The organism is Micromonospora sp. A200 (assembly GCF_029893845.1).
Lineage (GTDB): Bacteria > Actinomycetota > Actinomycetes > Mycobacteriales > Micromonosporaceae > Micromonospora > Micromonospora purpureochromogenes.
Map to the genome: position 1 here is coordinate 1 of NZ_JARXXY010000015.1, position 15,357 is coordinate 15,357.

The window sequence follows — 15,357 nt, forward strand, 5'->3', positions numbered from 1 at the left end:
CGCGGTGTCCCCGTCCAGGGACACCGCGACACGCCGCAAACCGTGGATCACCCGGCCGGGGTCAGCCGGCCAGGTGACCCCAGTCGTCCTCCAGGTCGCGCCAGGGGCCCTGCGCGGCGACCGCCCCGTCGCGCAGCACCACCACGTGGTCGGCCCGCACCAGCGCCGCACGTTTCGACGTCGAGCCGACCACGGTCACGCCGTGCTCACGCAGCGCCGCCCAGAGCGCCAGCTCGGTGGTGACGTCCAGCGCCGACGAGACGTCGTCGGCCACCAGCAGCTCGGTACGCGGCGCCAGCGCCCGGGCCAGCGCCAGCCGCTGCAACTGGCCGCCGGAGAGCCGGGTCCCCTTGTGCCCGATAAGCAGCCCGAGCCCACCCCCGGCGGCAGCCAGGTCGTGGTCGAGCTGCGCGGTCGACACCGCCCCGGCCGCGTCCACCTCGTGGCCGAGCGCGATGTTGTCGGCCACCGTGCCGGAGAGCACCCGGGGCAGCTGCCCGACGTACCCCACCTGCTGCGGGCGCAGGAACAGCTCCGGCTCGGTCACCGGTTCGCCGTTCCAGCGCAGCGCGCCGACGTGGTGCACGATCCCGGCCAGCGCGCGCAGCAGCGAGGACTTGCCGGAGCCGACCGGCCCGACGACCAGCACCAGCTGCCCCCGGTCGACGGTCAGGTCGACGTCCCGCACGGCCAGGGTGCCATCGGAGTGCAGGGCCCCGAAGCCGGCCAGCTCCAGCCGGCGCAGCGGACGCCGGGCCGGCGGCACGGGCGCGGGCGCGGTGCCGGCGGCCAGGTCGACCCCGGGGACCGCCGCCGAGTACGTCCCGACCCCGCACATCGCCGCCGTCCGCCGGGTCCAGACCCGCGCCGACGGGTAGTGCGAGACCAGTGACGCGGTGGTCCAGGCGAACCAACGGGCCGCGCCCAGCGTGGAGACCGCCACCAGGGTCGCCCCGGCGGAGAGCCCACCGGCCAGGTAGAGCGCCCACGCGCCGATCGGCAGCAGCCCGCTGACCAGCGACGGCGTGGAACGCGCCCACACCTGCGCGGAGATCTCCCGGCGCTGCCGGTCGCTGCGCACGGTGTCCAGGGCGGCCAGGTGGGTCAGCACCGGCCGGGTGGCGCCGGCCAGCTTCACCGTGCGGGCCGCGGAGAGCGCGGAGACCAGCGCGGTGGCGAAGGCCGCCCGCGCCGCCACCGTGCCCCGGGCGGACCGCTCCAGCCGGGGCCCGAACAGCGTCGCCGCCAGCCCGGAGACCACCATCGTCCCGGCGAAGAAGAACGCCGGTACGAAACTGCCGGTCACCGCCGTCATGGTGGCCACGATCGCCAGGGCGATGAACTGGTCCATCAGGTTGTCGGCGAGCTGCACCACCCGCTCGGTGTCGCCGCTCTGGGCGACCACCTCCGCCGGGGTGTGCCCGCTGACCCGGCGCGCCCCGGTCTGCCCGTGCACCAGGCGCAGGCTGATCCGCAGCATCTGGCGTACCCACCACTGCGGGAACCACAGGTTGGTGTAGAACGGCAGCGGCAGGACGACCAGCAGCGCGGCGGCGATGCCGAGCGCGGGCAGCCACGGGCTGCCGCCGTCGACCACGTCGGCCCAGAGCCACGGCAGCACCGCGCCGTCCAGGCCGAGCAGCGTCATCACCACGAACATGGCGACCGACACCAGGCCGTACCTCGGGTCGTTGGTGCCCAGCCGGAGGATCTCCCGCATGGTGCGCGCGGGCGGCGGCGCGGGCAGCGGCGGCGGGTCGGTCTTCGGCACCGCCACGGCGGCCGGCCGCTCGACCGCCGGTGCCGACGCCGGCGGCTCCACCTCCCACGGGTCGCGCGGCCCGGGCAGCAGGTCCACCCCGCCCCGGCCCGCGCCGGCCGGGGCGTACGCGGCGGCGTGGCTGCTGGCCAGCAGCTCGGCGAAGCGTTCCGACTCGCGCAGCGGGCCGGCCTCCAGCACCGCGCCGTCGGCCATCACCACCACCTCGTCGCAACGGCGCACCGAGGAGAGGCGGTGCGCGATGACGATGCCGATCCGGTCGGTGAGCAGCCGCTCGGTGGCCTGCCGCACCCGGGTCTCGGTGACCGGGTCCAACCGGGCGGTGGCCTCGTCGAGGATCACCACGTGCGGGTCGCGGACCAGGATCCGGGCGAACGCCACCAGCTGTTCCTGACCGGCGGAGAGGACGTGCCCGCCCTCGCCCAGCCGGGTCCGGACGCCGTCGGGCAGCTCGGCGATCCAGCCGGCCAGCCCCAGCTCCTCCAGCGCCCGGGTGGCGTCGTCGAGCAGGTCGGGGTCGAAGAGCGCGACGTTCTCGGCCAGCGTCCCGGCCAGGATCTCGGTGCGCTGCGGGACCACGGCCACCCACCGGCGCAACTGCTCGACGTCCAGGTCCACTAGGTCGGCGTCGCCGAGGAAGACCGTGCCGCGCGGCACGTCGACCGCGCGGGTGAGCACCTTGGCCAGCGTCGACTTGCCCGACCCGGTCCGCCCGACCAGGGCGTACGACCGGCCGCGGACGAAGGTGAGCCGGATGTCGCGCAGCGCCGGCCCCCGCTCCCCGTCGGCGGTGTCCGGGTACCGGAAGGTGAGCCCGCGAACGCTCAGGTCGCCCTCGGCCGGGGCCGCACCGCCCGCCGGCTCCTGCCGGGCGTCGGAGAGCAGTTGCACCCGGGCCCACGCGCCGAGCGCGTACTGCAGGTGGGGCACCCAGCGGGCGAGATGCTCCACGGTGGCCCCGAAGGCGATGGCGAGCAGCCAGATCGCGGTCAGCCGGGCGCCGTCGATCCGGCCGGTGGCCAGCGCCCACGCCCCGCCGAGCACCACGGCGGCGATGCCGGCGCGGATCGCGCCGGCGGCGATCGTGGTGACCCGGGCGGACATCAGGAACACCCGCCGGCACCGGGCCAGCACCTCGGCGGCCCGCCCGGCGTAGAGGCGCAGCACGTACGGCCGGGCCAGGCTGGTCCGCACGTCGTCCTGGCCGTGCACCGCCTCCTCCATCACCGCGGCGAGGTCCGACCAGGCCTCCTCCTCGGCCATCCGGGCCGGGGCGATGCGCGCGGTCGGGCGGCGCAGCACGACGCCGAGCAGGGCGGTGAGCACGAGCATGCCGACACCGGCCGGCCACCAGACGAACAGGGCGCTGACCGTGGCCAGCAGGCAGACCGCCAGCCCCTGCACGAGCCGTACGCCGGTGTTCCGCAGCTCCGAGGCGACCTGGTAGACGTCGTTGTCGATCCGGTCCAGCAGCTCGCCGACCGGCGTGGTCTCCAGGGTGGTCAGGTCCTGACCGAGCGCCACCCGGCAGAGCCGGCGGCGGACGTCGGCGGACCAGTCGGCGGTGAGCCCGGCCATCAGCAGGCCGATGACGAGGTCGCTGAGGACGGCGGCGACCAGCGCCAGCACCAGCACGGCGAAGAAGGCGGTGGACCGGTGCACCAGGACCGGGCCGGCCAGGGCCGAGGCGGCGGCCTGCCCGGCGGCCCCGAGCACGATCAGCACGACCACCACCGCCATCCGGCGTGGCGCGGCGGCCCAGAGATCACGGAGCAGGCGCATGGGAGGGTCCCTCCGGACTCGGGTTGGTGGTGGCGGTAGGTCCAGCCTGGCCCTCGGGCCGCGACCATTCAACGCATTTACCGCGCCCCCGCCGCCTCCGACCTGCCCAGATGTATCGAAGGTCAGGTCTGGGCGACCCGCCGGACGATGCCGAGCAGCGCCTCCTGCACGTCCTCGATCGGCCGGTCGGGTTGGAAGACCAGCCAGTCCACGGCCACCACCAGGCCGACGCCGAACAGCGCCGAGGAGGCGGTCCGCACGTCCAGGTCGGCGGGGAGGTCACCGCTGGCCACCCCGGCCCGGACCGTGTCGGCGATCACCTCGATCGCCTCGCCGCGCAGCAGTCGCAGCGTCTGCTGCCACTCGCGGTTGGTCCGCCACATCTCCGAGAGCAGCAGTTGGGCGAAGGCCCGGTACCGCTGGATGTACTCCAGCTCGGCCCGGACCAGGGCGGCGAGCGCGTCGCGCGGCGGCAGGCCGGCCACCGCGGCCCGGAAGTCGGCGGTGAGCAGGCCGATGCCGTGCCGCAGCAGCTCCTCGAAGAGGACCGTCTTGGACTCGAAGTTGTAGTAGACGGTGCCCTTGGCCACCCCGGCGCGGGCCGCGATGTCGTCCACGGTGGTGGCGGAGAAGCCCTGCTCGGCGATGAGTTCCACCGCCGCCACGAAGAGGCGCTGCCGGGTGTCCTCCCGTCGCCGCGACCGTCCGTCCGTCACTCGCCGTTACCTTTCACTAAGCGTTAGATAGCTCATGATCGGCAGCCGCCCGTTGCCGGACGGCGTTGGCCGCAAGCGGCCTGGACGCTTCGACACCCGCTGCCCGGCCCGCGGGTGCGGGGCTTACGGGTCTTACACAGGCTCCACGTCCTGTTTTAACGTCGCCCGGCAACTCCAGGTCGACGTGCCGCACGAGGGCGGCAAGGTTGCGCGCAGCGTTGACGTCCCGGTCCAGGGACAGGCCGCAGGCATCGCAGTGGAATGTGCGCTCGGACAGCGACAGCTTGGGTTTCACCGTCTGGCATTGCGAGCAGCTCTTCGAGCTGGGGTACCACCGGTCGGCGACGTGCAGGACGCTGCCGTACCAGCCGGTCTTGTACTGCAACTGCCGCCGCAGGGTGGCCGGGGCGGCGTCGGACAACGCCCGGGCCAGCCTGTGGTTGCGCTTCAAGCCGGCCACGTGCAGATCCTCCACCGCAATGGTGTCGTACTGCTGGGCGAGCCGGGTGGTGAGCTGGTGCCAGGCGTCGGCGCGGACCGCGGCGACGGTGGCGTGCAGCCGGGCAGCCTGCGTCTGGGCGCGCTTCCACCGGTTCGACGGGGTGCGCTTGCGGTGCGTGGCCGGGTCGTACGGCCCGATCCGGCGGCTGGCCCGGCGCTGGGCCTTGCCGAACCGCTTCAGGGCCGCCTTGAACGGGGCCGGGTTGTCGACCATCTCGCCGGTAGACAGCACCGCGAGGTGCTTGATCCCGGCGTCGACCCCGATGACCCGGCCCAGCCGGGGGGCGTGCGCCGGGCGTTCGATGGTCCGCTTGACCGCGACCTGAAACGAGCAGAACCAGCGCCCGGCGGTCTCGGTGACGGTCGCGGACAGGATCTTCGCGGTGCCCGCCTCGACCCGGCGGGCCAGCTTGCGGGTCGACTCGTGAGTCCGGATCCGGCCCAGCCGGGGCAGCACCACGTGCCGCCGGTCGGCGTCCACCCGGATCGCCCCGGTGGTGAACCGCACGGACCGGGCCGCGGCCTTGCCTTTGAACCGGGGCCAGCCCATCTTGCGGCCCTTACGCTTGCCGCTGCGTGACGCCGCCCAGTTGGCCAGCGCCCGGGCGAGCGCGTCCAGGCCGGTGTTGAACGCCTCCTTGGAGCATTCCTGCCACCACGGCGCCACCCACGGCTTGACGTGGTTCCAGGTGCGCCGCAGGTCCGGCAGCGACCAGCCCTGCCACGGCGTCAGGTCCGCCTCGGCGACCCCGTAGGACGCCTCCGCCAGGCGCTGTGCCTTGACCGCGCTGAGCCGGCCGAGCATGTGGTTGAAGGCGAACCGGGCCGCCCCGGCATGCCGACGCAGGCTCTGCTCGTCGGCCGGGTCCAGGGCGAACTTGTACGCCTGCACGGTCCAGCCCGCGGGGGCCTCGTACCGCTTCACTCGGCATCACCCAAGGTGGCGGCGGCCACGGCTCGCTCGGCCCGGTTCGCCGCCGCCCGGCGGCCATACAGCCGGGCGCACAGCGAGGTCAGGATCTCGGTCACGTCGCGGACCAGGTCGTCGTCCACCTCGGCCGGGTCGACCACGAGCAGCCGACGGCCCTGGGCGGTCAGCGCGGCCTCGACGTACTCGGCGCCGAAGCGGGCGAACCGGTCCCGGTGCTCCACCACGATCGTGGTCACGGCCGGGTCCCGCAGCAGCGCGAGGAAATTCTTACGGCGCCCGTTGAGCGCCGAGCCGACCTCGGTGACGACCCGCGCCACCGCAAGGTTCTGCCCGGTGGCCCAGGCGGTGACCCGGGCGACCTGCCGGTCCAGGTCAGCGCGTTGGTCCGCCGAGGACACCCGGGCATATACCACCACGGTCTCGGCCGGGGCCGGATCGGCGGGCGACTCCACCAGGATCAGACCACCGACCCGGCGAGCGGGCACAGGCAGCTTGCCCTCCCGGAACCAGCGATACGCCGTTACCGGGTGGACCCCTTCCCGCTTCGCCCACTCTTTCAAGTTCACAACTGCATACTATCGCATACCGTCAAGTCAACTATTGGAACCCCGTCCGCCCGACCGGCCCGTGGCGGACCGGTGCGAGCCGGGGAGGGGTTGCTCGCGTACCCCCGTCCGGCCCATCAGCATCCTCACATGGTCAGTTCGGGGTGCAGCTTCGCCGGGGTCAGTCGCCGGGACCGGCGCGCCGCGCCGACGGTGAGCACCAGCGCCGCCGCGCCGAAGGCGACGATGACCAGCGCGGCGGTGACCACGGTCGCCGACGACCCGCCGTTGATGCTGTGCCGCAGCCCCTGCACCACGTACGTCATCGGCAGCCAGGGGTGGATCGCCTGGAAGAAGCCGGGCGAGGTCTGCACCGGGTAGGTGCCGCCGGAGGAGGTGAGCTGGAGCATCAGCAGGGCCAGCGAGGCGAGCCGCCCGGCCGGGCCGAGCTGCGCGCCGAGCCACTGCATGATCGCGGTGAAGGCCAGCGAGGTCAGCGCGAGCAGCCCGAACGTCGCCGCCGGGTACTCCGGGTCGAGGCCGAGCACCAGGGTGACCACGGTGAAGAGCACCCCGGCCTGGGCCAGCCCGATCGCCACGGCGGGCAGCCAGCCGGCGAGCGCGACCCGCCAGGCGGGCGCGTCGGACATCACGTGCCGCCGGTTCACCGGCCGCAGCAGCATGTACGTGATCATCGCGCCGACCCAGAGCGCCAGCCCGAGGAAGTACGGGGCGAACCCGACGCCGTACGAGCCGGCGGGGTGCTCGGACGTGCGGTCCAGCGAGACCGGGTCGCCGAGGATGCCGGCCCGGTCGGCCGCGTCGTCGTACCCGGGGATCTTCTTCTCCCCCGCGGCCAGCCCGTCGGCGAGCTGGCCGGCGCCGCCCTCCAGCTTGGTCAGGCCGGCGGCGAGCCGGTCGCCGCCCCCGCTGAGCCGGGCGAGCCCGCCGTCGAGGTCCCGGGCCCCGGTGGAGAGCCGGAACAGCCCGCCCCGCAGCTGGTCGGCGCCGGTGGCGGCGGTGCCGAGCCCGTCCCGCAGCTCGGCGTTGCCCTTCGCGATCCGGTCGATGGCGTCCGCGAGCCGGTGCACCTTGGTCCTGGCGCCGGCCACGTCGTCGGCGAGGTGCGGCGCGGCGGCGGCCACCTCGCGGGCGGTGGCGGCGACCTCCCGCATCTTCTTCTGCAGCGCGGCCAGGTCGGTCCGGTCGATGGTGGCGGCCAGCTTCTCGGCCTCGGCGACGGCCTTGTCGGCGGCGGCGCGGGCGGCGGTGACGGTCGGGTCGTCGGCGAGTTCGGGATGCGCCGCGACGAGCGCGTCGAGGCGGTCGGCGACCTTGCGCGCCTGGGTCAGCACGATGTCGGCCTGCTCCGGCAGTGTGTCGAGCCCGTCGGCCAGCGCGTCGGCGCCCTCGGCGATGACGGTGGCGGCCGTGCCGATCTCGTCGGCGTTCTCGCGCAGGAACGGCTCGGCCCGGTCCGCGAGGGCGTCCACCTTGTCGGCGGCGGCCCGGGTGGCGGTGGCCGCCTGGGCGCTGCCGTCGGCGAGCTGCTTCGCGCCGGTGCGGAGTTCGTCGAGGCCGGAGGAGAGCTGGTCGACGCCCTGGGCGCTGCGGTCCAGCCCGGCGGCGAGCTGCCCGGCGCCCGCTTCCGAGCGGCCCAGCCCGTCGGCGAGCTGCCCGGCACCGTCCTGGGAGGTGCCGAGCCCGTCGGCGAGCTGGCCGGCGCCGTCGGCGGCCTTGCCGGTCTCGGCCTTCAGGTCGGTGAAGCCGACCAGCATCTTGTCGAAGTAGCCGCTGGCGGTGCTCTCCGCGGCGGCGGCCCGGATCTCGCTGAACGCGGAGCGGGCGAGCAGGCCGGAGAGGTAGTTGGTGGCGTCGTCGTTGACCACCCGCAGCTCGCCGCGCCGGGCCGGCTGGTCGGGCTCGGGGCTGGCGACGAGGGTCGCGGAGAAGTCCGCCGGGATGGAGAAGACCAGGTGGTAGCGGCCGCTGCGCAGGCCGGCCGTGGCGTCGTCGGCGTCGGTCACGTGCCAGCCGAAGACCTTGCGGTCGAGCAGCTCGTCGGTCAGGTCCTGACCGGCGTGCACCACCCTGCCGTCGCCGGCGGTGGCGGGCCGGTCGGCGTTGACCAGGGCCACCGGGATCCGGTCCATGTGCCCGTACGGGTCCCAGAAGGCGTAGAGGTAGAGGGCGCCGTAGAGCAGCGGGATCACGGTCAGCACGGCGAGCGCGGCGCGCGGCAGCCGGCCCCGGGTCATCCGGCGCAGCTCGAAGCGGGCGAGGCGGAAGACGCTCATCGGTTCACCTCGGGGTCGACGATGTCGGGGGTGGTGGGGTCGCCGGCCGGCCCGCCGGCGCCCTCCGGTTCGGCGGTCGCGTCGGGGTCGGCGGTCGCATCCGGGTCGGTGACGTCCGTCGGGACGGCCTGGGCGGGGACGGCGACGGTGCGCGCCGGGGCGGTGGGGGCCGGAAGGCTCAGGTCGGGCCGGACCGGCAGCGACGGGTCGCCGAGCCGGTGCACGACGGCCCGGGCGCCGGGCTCGACCGCGCGGGCGCTGGCGACCACCGCGTAGCCCTGGTCGGCGAGGCGGGCCAGGGCATCGAAGAGCCAGGCCCGTTCGGGGGCGTCGGAGCCGGCGTCCACGTCGTCGGCGACGATCAGGCTGGGACCGCTCAGGGTGGCCAGGACCAGGCCGAGGACCTGCCGCTGCTGCGGGGTGAGGTCGCGGCCGTGCACGTCCGGATCGAGGGGTACGTCGGTGAAGCCCGCCCCGGCGATCGCGGCGGCGAAGGCGTCCCGCCGGTACGCCCGGCGGGCCCGGACGGCGGCCACCGGCACCAGTTGGCGACGGCGGCGCGGGACGGGCCCGAGCAGCAGCAGCCGCTCCTGGATGTGCTCGGCGACGGTGAGCGCGGGGTCGGGCTCGTGCACCCCGGCGACCTGGCCGAGCGCGGCCGGCCCCCGGGTGCGCAGGGTGCCCTCGTTGTGCGGGAAGCGGCCGGCCAGGGCGAGCAGCAGCGAGGTACGCCCGCTGCCGGGCGGCCCGGTGACGACGTGCAGCTCACCCGCCTCGGCGGTCAGGTCGACGTCCCGGTACACCCAGCCCCGCCGGGTGCGCAGCCCCAGCCCGTGCGCCTCGACGATCCTCATCCGACATCCCGACATGCTTGAACTGACTGGTCAGTATAAAAACATGCCCAGCATAGCGCCGTACGTCCGTTTCCCGGACCGGGGCGGGCGTGATCCCCGCCATGGCCGGCGGGCCGGACGGGACAGTCAGAACAGCACGGTGGCGAGGGTGCCGACCGGCTGGAAGCCGCAGCGCTCGTAGACCCGGCGGGCGGGCAGGTTGAAGTCGTTGACGTAGAGGCTCACGGTCGGCGCGACCCGCAGCAGCGCGTCGCGCACCACCGCCGCCATCGCCGGGGTGGCGATCCCCCGCCCGCGCCACTCGGGGGCCACCCAGACCCCCTGGACCTGGGCGGTACGCCGGGTCACCACGGCCAGCTCGGCCTTGAAGACCACCCGGCCGTCGACGAAGCGGGCGTACGCCCGACCGGCCCGCACCAGGTCGGTGACCCGCCGCCGGTAGGCCCGTCCACCGTCCTCGGCCAGCGGCGAGACGCCGACCTCCTCGGTGTACATGGCCACCGCCGCCGGGAAGAGCCGGTCGATCTCAGCGGCGTGCACCCGGCGCACCTGCGGGTCGGCGGAGACCGGGGGCAGCGCGTCGGTGGCCAGCAACGGCTGGTTGGGGCGGACGTCGCGGGCCGGACCCCAGTGGGTGGCGAGCCGGTCCCAGAGGCCGAGCACGGCGTCGGCCCGCCCGACGATCGAGGAACAGAGGCGTTCCTCGGCGGCGAGCTGCTCGGCGAAGGCGGCGACGGCCGGCTCCGAGGCGAGCACCGGGGTGAGGTTGCCGCCCAGCCAGCAGATCGACTCCAGGTTGCGGCGCGCCCCGTACCCCAGGATCCGCCCCTCGGCCCGCCACCAGGCCAGGCCGCGGGCGGCGACCCGCTCGGCGACCTGCGCGCCCGCGAACGGGTCGAGGTCCAGCAGCCGCTCGACCGCGCGGCGCTCCGACTCCCCCAGTTGGCGTACCGGCACCGTCAGCACGGCTACCAGCCTGCCAGATGTGGGCGGTCACTCGCCGGCCGACCGGTCAGACGGTGACAGGTTCGGCCACCGGCTCGGCCGGCCGGGTCCGCGCCGCCCACCGCACCACCGGCGGCACCAGCGCGCCGAGCACCAGGAACAACCCGCCGAGCACCAGCCAGCCGGGCGCGCCCCAGCCGACCGCGAGACTGGTCACCACCACCGGGGCGACCATCCCGCCGAGCTGCATGCCCATCCCGTACGCCCCCTGGTACTGGCCCTGCGCCCGGGCCGGGGCGAGGCCGAAGGAGATTCCCCAGCCCGCCGCCGCGTGCCACAGCTCGCCGACCACGTGCACGAGCGCCCCGGCCAGCAGCAGCGCCACGGCGGCCGGGGTCGGCACGCCGGCGCTGGCGGCGAAGAGCGCGCAGGCCACTGCGATGACCACGCCGGCCCGCCGGGCGGCCCGCGCGGCCCCGGGCAGTTCCTCGGTGCCCCGGGAGGCGCGGACCTGGAAGAGCACCACCGTCACCGTGTTGACCAGCATGCAGGCCGAGATGAGCCAGTGCGGCGCCGTGGTGTGGTCGGCGATCCAGAGCGGCAGGGCGATGTTGAGCAGCCCGAAGTGCATCGACATCAGCCCGTCGAGCACGGTGAACGCCAGGAAGGGGCGGTCCCGCAGCGCGATCAGCCGTGGCCCGTGGGTGGGCGCCGGCACCGGCGGGACCGGCGCCAGCCGGAGCAGCACCACCGCCGCCAGCAGGTAGGTGACGCAGTCGAGCAGGATCAGCGCGACGTACGCGGCGCGGGTGTCGGCGGCGAGCCCGACGCCGGCGACCACTGCGCCGACCGAGATCCCGACGTTGGTGACGGCGCGCAGCCAGGCCCGGGTGCGGACCCGCTGGTCGGCGGGGACGGCTCCGGCGATCAGCGCGCCCCGGGCACCCCGGCTGGCGGCGTCGGCGACCGCCATCAGCACCCCGACGACCAGGAACGTCGGGAACGACCGGACGGTCACCAGGGCGGCGGTGAAGGCGCCGGAGGCGACCAGCGCGGCGAGCTGGATGCCGCGCGGGCCGTGCCGGTCGGCCAGGTACCCCATCGGCGTGCTGGCGATCAGGCTGACCAGCGCGGTGACGGTGAGGCCGACGCCGACCTCGCGCACCGAGAGGCCGACCGAGCGGGTGAGGAAGAGCGCGCTGACGGTCAGCCAGGTGCCCCGGCCGATCGTGTTGACCAGGGTGGAGAGGGCGAGGGTCCGGGCCGGGCCCGGTTCGGGAAGCAGGCGCACGCCGACACTCTAACAAGACGTACGTACGGTTTGGTGTCCGCTTCAACCAGTCCCTTGTCGCCGACACGTTGCCGATATATCGTCGATGCATCAGCGACAGTCCGAGAAGGGATCGTGGCATGGGATTCCATCAGCACTTCCACGCGATGCACGAGGCCCGTCGACGCGGGTTCGGCTTCCCGCCCGTCCCGCCCGGCCCGCACGGGCACGGCGGCTGGGGTGGGGGCCGGGGCGGCCGGGGTCGGGGCCGGGGTCGCCGGCCGAACGTCCGCGGTGCCGTGCTGGCGCTGCTGACCGAGCGGCCGATGCACGGGTACGAGATGATCCAGGAAATCGACTCCCGCACCGGCGGGGCGTGGCGGCCCAGCCCCGGCTCGATCTACCCGACCCTCCAACTGCTCGAGGACGAGGGGGTCATCGCCGCCAGCACGGACGCCGCCGCCGGCGGACGGAAGCGGTTCGGCCTCACCGACGCCGGCCGCGAGGAGGCCGCCGCCGCAGCACAGACCCCGCCCTGGGCGGAGTTCGCCGAGAACACCGTCAACAGCTGGCACGACATCCGCGACGCCGGCGCGCAGGCGATGCACGCGCTGCGCCAGGTGATGATGACCGGCACCGACGACCAGCGGGAACGCGCCGCCCAGGTCCTCGACGAGACCCGCCGCAAGCTCTACGCCATCCTCGCCGAATCCGAGTGACCGCCGCCCGGCGGTCGCTCCCCCGCGGCCTCGTCCCCCCGGGCAGGAGTGGCGGTCCAGCCTGTGGCCGCCGCTCCTGCCGGAGCCGGCGTCAACCGCACTTGTGCGCCGTGAGAAGCAGATACTCCCACCGCATCACGCCGTCGTCCGGCGTGTGCCGCCGCGCCAACTGGGTGAGGTCGTGATCGAGGGCGGCCACCCGCTCGGGGTCGCCGGCGATCGCCCGGTACACCGAGATCGTCGGTCCGTAGTGGGTCTTGAAGTAGTCGCGAAACGCGTCGGGGCCGGCGAACCTGTCGACCATGACGGTCTGGCGGCGCGTGACGACGTCGGTGGCCCGGTCACCCAGCAGTGCGCGGACGTGCTCCTCGCTGCCCCAGAGCGGCGGGGGCTGCGCGCCGGGCGGCGGTGGTGGCGCGTACGGCTTCATCGTGGCGAACAGCTGACCGATGAAGCCTTCGGGCGTCCAGTTGAGCAGGCCGATCGTCCCGCCCGGCCGGCAGACCCGGACCAGTTCGTCGGCGCTGACCTGGTGCCGGGGAGCGAACATCACGCCCACACAGGACAGCACGCTGTCGAACTCACCGTCGGCGTACGGGAGGTCCTCGGCGTCGGCCTGCTGCCACTCCAACTCGGCACCACGCTCTGCGGCGAGCACCCGGCCGGCCGCCAACAACTCCGGGGTGAGGTCACTGGCCAGCACGCTGGCCCCGGCCAGCGCCGCCGGAATGGCCGCGTTGCCGGTGCCTGCGGCCACGTCCAGCACCCGGTCCCCCGGTTTCACACCGGCCGCCCGGACCAGGATCGCCCCCAGTTCCGGGATGATCTCCTCGGCGAGCGCGGGGTAGTTACCCAGTGCCCACATCTGTCGATGCCGGGTCTTCACGGCCCGGTCGATCTCCATCGCATCGGTCTGCTCGATCATCACGTCTCGTCTCCTCCACCCGTCCTGCCCTCAGACGCTAGGCAGCGGAAGACCGGCGAACTAGTACGAGATCTGTACCGGCGGCCGGCCGGTCCTGATCCCGGTTGCGCAGGCGGCATAGCCTGCAGCCATGGGGACCTCCTACCAGCAGTTCTGTCCGGTCGCGAAGGCCATGGAACTCCTCGACGAGCGGTGGACGCTGCTCGTCGTCCGGGAGCTGGTGAGCGGATCCCAGCGGTTCAACGAACTGCGCCGCGGCCTGCCGCGGATGTCACCCACCCTGCTGTCCCGGCGGCTGCACCAACTCGTCCGGGCCGGCGTCGTGGAGCGGCACACTGACGGCAACGACGTACGGTACGTCCCCACCCAGGCCGGGCAGGAGCTGCGGCCGGTGCTCGAAGCACTCGGCGCGTGGGGGGTCCGCTGGATCGGTGAACTCGGGGACGAGGACCTGGACCCGAAGCTGCTGCTGTGGGACATGCACCGCAACGTCGATCACAGCGCCGTCCCGCACGGGCGGACCGTCATCCAGTTCCGCTTCCGTGACGTGCCGGCCGCCCTTCGTGACTGGTGGCTCGTCATCACCAGCGAGGAGGCCGACGTCTGCGATGTGGATCCCGGCCACGGCGTGACCGTGACGGTGACCGCGAGCCTGCGCGGCATGGTGGGGGTCTGGCGAGGCGACCTCAGCTGGCCGGAGGCGCTTCGCGGCGGCGCGGTGGCGGTGTCCGGCCCCGAAGCGCTCCGACGGGCCCTGCCCCGGTGGTTCACGCTGCCCGGATTCGCCGCCGTACCCAGACCGACGCCGACGGCCTGACCGCGACCCAGGGCCCCACCGTGCCCGCCGGTACGGCCCGGGAAGGGCGGGTGCGGCTGTCCCCGCGGGGACGGCCGCACCCGCGTGCCGACTCCGTCGGTCAGTGGACGGTGACGGTGGCGCCGGGGACCAGGTCGCGGAGTTCCTCGGGGATCTCGGCGCCCATCTCGTCGGCGAGGCGGAGCGCCTCCTCGATCAGCGTCTCCACGATCTGCCCCTCGGGCACGGTCTTGATGACCTGGCCCTTGACGAAGATCTGGCCCTTGCCGTTGCCGGAGGCGACGCCGAGGTCGGCCTCGCGGGCCTCACCCGGGCCGTTCACCACGCAGCCCATCACGGCGACCCGCAGCGGCACCGGCAGCCCTTCCAGGCCGGCGGTGACCTCCTCGGCCAGCTTGTAGACGTCGACCTGGGCCCGGCCGCAGGACGGGCAGGAGACGATCTCCAGGCCCCGCTCGCGCAGCCCCAGCGACTCCAGGATCTGGTTGCCGACCTTGATCTCCTCGACCGGCGGCGCGGAGAGCGAGACCCGGATGGTGTCGCCGATCCCCTCGGCCAGCAGCGCGCCGAAGGCGACCGCCGACTTGATGGTGCCCTGGAACGCCGGGCCGGCCTCGGTGACGCCCAGGTGCAGCGGGTAGTCGCACTGCTCGGCGAGCTGCCGGTACGCCCGGATCATGACCACCGGGTCGTTGTGCTTGACCGAGATCTTGATGTCCCGGAACCCGTGCTCCTCGAAGAGCGAGCACTCCCAGAGCGCCGACTCGACCAGCGCCTCGGCGGTGGCCTTGCCGTACTTGGCGAGCAGCCGCTTGTCCAGCGAGCCGGCGTTCACGCCGATCCGGATCGGCACGCCGGCCGCGCCGGCCGCCTTGGCGATCTCCTTGACCTTGTCGTCGAACTGCCGGATGTTGCCCGGGTTGACCCGGACGGCGGCGCAGCCGGCGTCGATCGCGGCGAAGACGTACTTCGGCTGGAAGTGGATGTCGGCGATCACCGGGATCTGCGACTTGCGCGCGATCGCCGGCAGCGCCTCGACGTCGTCCTGGCTGGGCACGGCGACCCGGACGATCTGGCAGCCGGACGCGGTCAGCTCGGCGATCTGCTGAAGGGTGGCGTTGACGTCGGAGGTGAGGGTGGTGGTCATCGACTGCACCGAGACCGGCGCACCGCCACCGACCGGCACCGAGCCGACCATGATCTGGCGGCTGACCCGACGGGGGGCGAGCGGCGGGGGCGGCACGGCGGGCATACCGAGACTGACAGCGGTCACTT

The 15,357-nt window shown here is 74.1% G+C and carries 12 protein-coding genes; 2 read left to right on the plus strand and 10 right to left on the minus strand.

The features are described 5' to 3' along the window. Positions 1–61: 61 nt before the first annotated feature. The 8 genes from M2302_RS16120 to M2302_RS16155 all read right to left on the minus strand — a co-directional run bounded on the left by M2302_RS16120 (position 62) and on the right by M2302_RS16155 (position 11,642). The gene (locus M2302_RS16120) at positions 62–3,562 is read right to left on the minus strand and encodes an ABC transporter ATP-binding protein/permease (RefSeq protein ID WP_280838723.1); all 3,501 of its coding nucleotides are present in this window, start codon (positions 3,560–3,562) and stop codon (positions 62–64) included. Between the two features lie 122 nt (positions 3,563–3,684). Continuing rightward, positions 3,685–4,278: a TetR/AcrR family transcriptional regulator gene (locus M2302_RS16125; protein ID WP_280838724.1), complete on the minus strand. Its 594-nt coding sequence runs from the start codon at positions 4,276–4,278 to the stop codon at positions 3,685–3,687. A 16-nt stretch (positions 4,279–4,294) separates the two neighbouring features. Continuing rightward, the gene (gene tnpB, locus M2302_RS16130; protein ID WP_280838725.1) at positions 4,295–5,704 is read right to left on the minus strand and encodes an IS607 family element RNA-guided endonuclease TnpB; all 1,410 of its coding nucleotides are present in this window, start codon (positions 5,702–5,704) and stop codon (positions 4,295–4,297) included. Continuing rightward, positions 5,701–6,276 (minus strand): IS607 family transposase, encoded by a 576-nt coding sequence (locus tag M2302_RS16135; protein ID WP_280838726.1) that lies wholly within the window; start codon positions 6,274–6,276, stop codon positions 5,701–5,703. Before M2302_RS16135 ends, tnpB begins: the two co-directional genes overlap by 4 nt. A 125-nt stretch (positions 6,277–6,401) precedes the next feature. Continuing rightward, entirely contained in the window at positions 6,402–8,552 is a 2,151-nt protein-coding gene (locus M2302_RS16140) for a YhgE/Pip domain-containing protein (RefSeq protein ID WP_280838727.1), read from the minus strand. Then, complete coding sequence (locus M2302_RS16145) at positions 8,549–9,406, minus strand: ABC transporter ATP-binding protein (protein ID WP_280838728.1); 858 nt, start codon at positions 9,404–9,406, stop codon at positions 8,549–8,551. Before M2302_RS16145 ends, M2302_RS16140 begins: the two co-directional genes overlap by 4 nt. 126 nt (positions 9,407–9,532) lie before the next feature. After that, the gene (locus M2302_RS16150; protein ID WP_280838729.1) at positions 9,533–10,372 is read right to left on the minus strand and encodes a DUF4081 domain-containing GNAT family N-acetyltransferase; all 840 of its coding nucleotides are present in this window, start codon (positions 10,370–10,372) and stop codon (positions 9,533–9,535) included. A 46-nt stretch (positions 10,373–10,418) separates the two neighbouring features. Then, positions 10,419–11,642: an MFS transporter gene (locus M2302_RS16155; RefSeq protein ID WP_280838730.1), complete on the minus strand. Its 1,224-nt coding sequence runs from the start codon at positions 11,640–11,642 to the stop codon at positions 10,419–10,421. Positions 11,643–11,761: 119 nt separating this feature from the next. Here M2302_RS16155 and M2302_RS16160 point away from each other — a divergent pair, with 119 nt between their 5' ends. Then, positions 11,762–12,340: a PadR family transcriptional regulator gene (locus M2302_RS16160; RefSeq protein WP_280838731.1), complete on the plus strand. Its 579-nt coding sequence runs from the start codon at positions 11,762–11,764 to the stop codon at positions 12,338–12,340. Between the two features lie 91 nt (positions 12,341–12,431). On the opposite strand, the gene M2302_RS16165 is transcribed toward M2302_RS16160, so the two are convergent. Beyond that, positions 12,432–13,265, minus strand: coding sequence for a class I SAM-dependent methyltransferase (locus M2302_RS16165; RefSeq protein WP_280838732.1), 834 nt, complete (start codon positions 13,263–13,265; stop codon positions 12,432–12,434). 130 nt (positions 13,266–13,395) lie between these two features. Between M2302_RS16165 and M2302_RS16170 the strand changes: the two genes are divergently transcribed. After that, a complete protein-coding gene (locus M2302_RS16170; protein ID WP_280838733.1) occupies positions 13,396–14,082 on the plus strand; it encodes a helix-turn-helix domain-containing protein in 687 nt (228 codons plus the stop codon). A gap of 100 nt (positions 14,083–14,182) precedes the next feature. On the opposite strand, the gene ispG is transcribed toward M2302_RS16170, so the two are convergent. Next, positions 14,183–15,355 (minus strand): flavodoxin-dependent (E)-4-hydroxy-3-methylbut-2-enyl-diphosphate synthase, encoded by a 1,173-nt coding sequence (gene ispG, locus M2302_RS16175; protein WP_280838734.1) that lies wholly within the window; start codon positions 15,353–15,355, stop codon positions 14,183–14,185. Between the last annotated feature and the right edge of the window lie 2 nt (positions 15,356–15,357).